The 4,006-nt window shown below is 73.9% G+C and carries 3 protein-coding genes and 1 pseudogene; 3 read left to right on the top strand and 1 reads right to left on the bottom strand.

Annotated features, from left to right (window positions below; all coding sequences use genetic code 11):
• Positions 1-748 (top strand): annotated as a pseudogene (locus tag ABZ318_RS39205) (hypothetical protein); the annotation flags it as partial.
• A gap of 10 nt (positions 749-758) precedes the next feature.
• On the opposite strand, the gene ABZ318_RS39200 reads toward ABZ318_RS39205, so the two are convergent.
• Complete coding sequence (locus ABZ318_RS39200; protein ID WP_356907190.1) at positions 759-1,484, bottom strand: hypothetical protein; 726 nt, start codon at positions 1,482-1,484, stop codon at positions 759-761.
• 220 nt (positions 1,485-1,704) lie between these two features.
• Here ABZ318_RS39200 and purN point away from each other — a divergent pair, with 220 nt between their 5' ends.
• Both purN and purH read left to right on the top strand, forming a co-directional pair.
• Positions 1,705-2,334, top strand: a complete 630-nt coding sequence (gene purN / locus ABZ318_RS39195) for a phosphoribosylglycinamide formyltransferase (protein WP_356907189.1) — start codon at positions 1,705-1,707, stop codon at positions 2,332-2,334.
• Entirely contained in the window at positions 2,309-3,874 is a 1,566-nt protein-coding gene (gene purH / locus ABZ318_RS39190; RefSeq protein ID WP_356907188.1) for a bifunctional phosphoribosylaminoimidazolecarboxamide formyltransferase/IMP cyclohydrolase, read from the top strand. Before purN ends, purH begins: the two co-directional genes overlap by 26 nt.
• Positions 3,875-4,006: the final 132 nt, after the last annotated feature.

The following is a 4,006-nucleotide window of genomic DNA, read 5'->3' as shown; positions in this document are numbered from 1 at the left end:
CGGGAGGTGGGCCACGTCCGTGACGAAGTACGTCAGCTTCACCACGTCCCCGAAGCCCGCACCGGCCGTTGCGAGGCAGCGCTCCAGGTTCGCGCCGCTCGGCACCGGCCGGCTCTCGGCGTTCGGCCCCGTGTGGTGGCAGGCGGGCGCGGCGGCGGTGCTGTGGGGGGTCTGCGCGGGGATGCCGGTGGCGCTCGGGGTACGGGCCTGGGGCCGCCGGGTCCCGCGCTCCAGGAAGTTCCGGCCTCCGGTCGCGCCCGTGCCGGCGCCCGTGGCCGGGTCCGTCGCGGCGGGCGGTCCCGTGGCGCCCCCGCCCGGCCTCGCGGCGGGCCCCTCCGGACTCAAGACGCCCCCGCCCGGCCTCGCGGCGCCCCCGTCCGGCCTCAAGACGACCTCGCTCGGGCTCAAGGCGGCCTCGCTCGGGCTCAAGGCGGCCCCGTCCAGGCTCGCGGCGGCCCTGTCCGGGCTCATGGCGTCCCCGTCCGGGCCCGTGGAGGCCCGGACGGAGGCGGCCGCGTCCAAGGCGGCCGCGTCCAAGGTGGCGGCCGAGACCGGCACCGACAGGGGGACCGGGGCCGGACCGGACCCGCAGGGCGACGCGGTCGCCGCTCCGCCCGCCGACCGGTACGCCGTCCCGTACGCCGACCCCTTCGGAGACGACCCCGGGTACGAGCCGTACGACTACCTCCCGGCGGCCTGGGAACCTTCCTCGCCGCCGCCGCCGCCGCCGCCGCCCGCCGCCGACTGACGCCGGCCGGCTACTCCCGTACCCCGAAGCCCGCGCGCAGCGGCTTCGGCAGGAGGTCGTTGCAGGCCAGCTCGCCCGCGTGGGTCAGGGCGTCGTCGCGGCACTGGTAGAAGTCGCGGTAGACGAGCTGCATGGTGAAGCTCACCGCGACGATCATCAGCGCCAGGCTCGCCGCGACGAGACCGCTGATCGCCGCCGTCCGCATCGAGCGGAGCGGCATGGTCGCGGCGGACGCCCCCTGCCCCGAGGGCCGGCCGGGCGAGGGCTGGGCCGACGGCGGCTGTGATGTCGGCGACAGCTCCTCGGCCGCCTTCGGCTTGGCGCGCAGCGAGCTGATCGCCCAGTAGAGGCCGAGGGCGCCGAGCAACAGTGCCAGCTCCGGGATCTCGAAGATGGCGAAGAAGAAGCCCCACATGCCGGAGAGGATCGCGTACCGCGCCCTCCGCTGCGCCGGGTCCGTCGGGTCCCAGCGGATCCCCGGGCCCTGCCCGGGCCCGCCCTGCCCGGGGCCGCCCTCCGGCCCGCCCCGCCGCTCCGGCCCCCGGCCGAAGCCGTCCTGCGAGGGGCCCGGCTGGCGCGGGCTCCAGCGGCCGTCGGACGGCCCCGACGAGTCCGGGGTGCCGGACGCGTCGTCGTCCGAGCCCTCCGGTCGCCGCGGTTGCCACGGCTGGTCCGGCCTGCCCTCGGGCGGTGGCGCGAACGGGTTGTTGTCGTCCGTGGACTGGCGTTCCGGCATCTGCTGAACGTCTTCCCTCTGTCGTCGTGACCGCGGCCGCATCCACGGCCCCTGCTGGCGTCGGACCCTGACGCTACCGCCCTGCTCCGCCCCCGTCCCGTGGGGGCCGTCCCGTGTGCCGGTATCGTTGCTGACGGTCGAGCCATTCGTAGGGTTCCCCGTATCGAGGGGCACGATTCGTTCGTACGACCGCACAAACACCACGGAAAGAGTGACCCCTGTGGCTGCCGCCCGTCTCGTCGTCCTGGTCTCCGGGTCCGGTACCAATCTGCAGGCCCTCCTCGACGCCATCGCCGCCGACCCCGAGGGCTACGGCGCCGAGATCGTCGCCGTCGGCGCCGACCGCGAGAACATCGCCGGCCTGGAGCGCGCCGAGCGTGCCGGGCTGCCGACCTTCGTGTGCAGGGTGAAGGACCACGCGACCCGCCAGGAGTGGGACCGCGCGCTGACCGAGGCCACCGCCGCGTACGAGCCGGACCTCGTCGTCTCGGCCGGTTTCATGAAGATCGTCGGCAAGGAGTTCCTCGCCCGCTTCGGCGGCCGGGTCGTCAACACCCACCCGGCGCTCCTCCCCAGCTTTCCCGGTGCCCACGGGGTGCGTGACGCCCTCGCCTACGGCGCGAAGGTCACCGGATGCACCGTCCACTTCGTCGACGACGGTGTCGACACCGGCCCGATCATCGCCCAGGGCGTGGTCGAGGTGCGGGACGAGGACGATGAAGCCGCTCTGCACGAGCGCATCAAGGAAGTCGAGCGCTCGCTGCTCGTCGACGTCGTGGGGCGCCTCGCCCGGCACGGCTACCGCATTGAGGGACGAAAGGTTCATGTCGGTGAACACGGACACCGTTAAGCCCATCCGCCGCGCGCTGGTCAGCGTCTACGACAAGACGGGGCTCGAGGAGCTGGCCCGCGGTCTGCACGAGGCCGGTGTCGAGCTCGTCTCCACCGGCTCCACCGCCGGGAAGATCGCCGCCGCCGGGGTCCCGGTCACCAAGGTCGAGGAGCTGACCGGCTTCCCCGAGTGCCTCGACGGGCGCGTCAAGACGCTGCACCCGCGCGTGCACGCCGGCATCCTCGCCGACCTGCGCCTGGAGTCGCACCGCGCGCAGCTCGCCGAGCTCGGCGTGGAGCCCTTCGACCTCGTCGTCGTGAACCTGTACCCGTTCCGCGAGACCGTCGCCTCCGGCGCCACCCCGGACGAGTGCGTCGAGCAGATCGACATCGGCGGCCCGTCGATGGTCCGCGCCGCGGCCAAGAACCACCCGTCGGTCGCGATCGTCACCAGCCCCGGCCGGTACGCCGACGTGCTCGCCGCCGTCCAGGCCGGCGGCTTCGACCTGACCGCCCGCAAGCGGCTCGCCGCCGAGGCCTTCCAGCACACCGCCGCGTACGACGTGGCCGTGGCCTCCTGGTTCGCGGCCGACTACGCAGCCGCGGACGACTCGGGCTTCCCCGACTTCCTCGGCGCCACGTACGAGCGGAACAACGTCCTGCGGTACGGCGAGAACCCGCACCAGGGCGCCGCGCTCTACGTCGACGGCACGGGCGGCCTCGCCGAGGCGGAGCAGCTGCACGGCAAGGAGATGTCGTACAACAACTTCACGGACACCGACGCCGCGCGCCGGGCCGCGTACGACCACACCGAGCCCTGCGTCGCGATCATCAAGCACGCCAACCCGTGCGGCATCGCGGTCGGCGCCGACGTCGCCGAGGCGCACCGCAAGGCGCACGCCTGCGACCCGCTGTCCGCGTTCGGCGGCGTCATCGCCGTCAACCGCCCGGTCTCCGTGGAGATGGCCGAGCAGGTCGCCGAGATCTTCACCGAGGTCATCGTGGCCCCCGGCTACGAGGACGGCGCGGTCGAGATCCTCGCCAAGAAGAAGAACATCCGCGTCCTGAAGGCCGAGGGCGCCCCGGCCAACCCGGTCGAGGTCAAGCCGATCGACGGCGGCGCCCTCCTCCAGGTCACCGACCGCCTCCAGGCCGAGGGCGACGACCCGGCGAACTGGACCCTCGCGACCGGTGAGGCGCTCTCCGCCGAGGAGCTCGCCGAGCTGGCCTTCGCCTGGAAGGCGTGCCGCGCGGTCAAGTCCAACGCGATCCTGCTCGCCAAGGACGGCGCCTCGGTCGGCGTCGGCATGGGCCAGGTCAACCGCGTCGACTCCGCGAAGCTGGCCGTCGAGCGGGCGGGCGAGGAGCGGGCGCGCGGCTCGTACGCCGCCTCCGACGCCTTCTTCCCCTTCCCCGACGGTCTGGAGATCCTCACCGCGGCCGGTGTGAAGGCGGTCGTGCAGCCGGGCGGTTCGGTGCGCGACGAGCTCGTCGTCGAGGCGGCGAAGAAGGCGGGCGTGACGATGTACTTCACGGGCACGCGCCACTTCTTCCACTGATCCCCGCGCCGAGGGCTGATCCTCGCGCCGAGGGCTGATCCCCGCGCCGAGGACGACCCCGCCACGTTACCGCGAACGGGGGACACCGGTGCGCGCCGAGCGGGTGGCGTGCCCTTGCGCTGATCGTATGGG

Source organism: Streptomyces sp. NPDC006197 (assembly GCF_040613865.1).
Lineage (GTDB): Bacteria > Actinomycetota > Actinomycetes > Streptomycetales > Streptomycetaceae > Streptomyces.
Note: the sequence above shows the minus strand (reverse complement) of the source record. Positions and strands in the feature narration are given on the sequence as shown.

Bases quoted from the DNA above. Each gene is read 5' to 3' on its own strand.
- purH (WP_356907188.1), top strand. From the start codon at position 2,309: ATGTCGGTGAACACGGACACCGTTAAGCCCATCCGCCGCGCGCTGGTC.
- ABZ318_RS39200 (WP_356907190.1), bottom strand. From the start codon at position 1,484: ATGCCGGAACGCCAGTCCACGGACGACAACAACCCGTTCGCGCCACCG.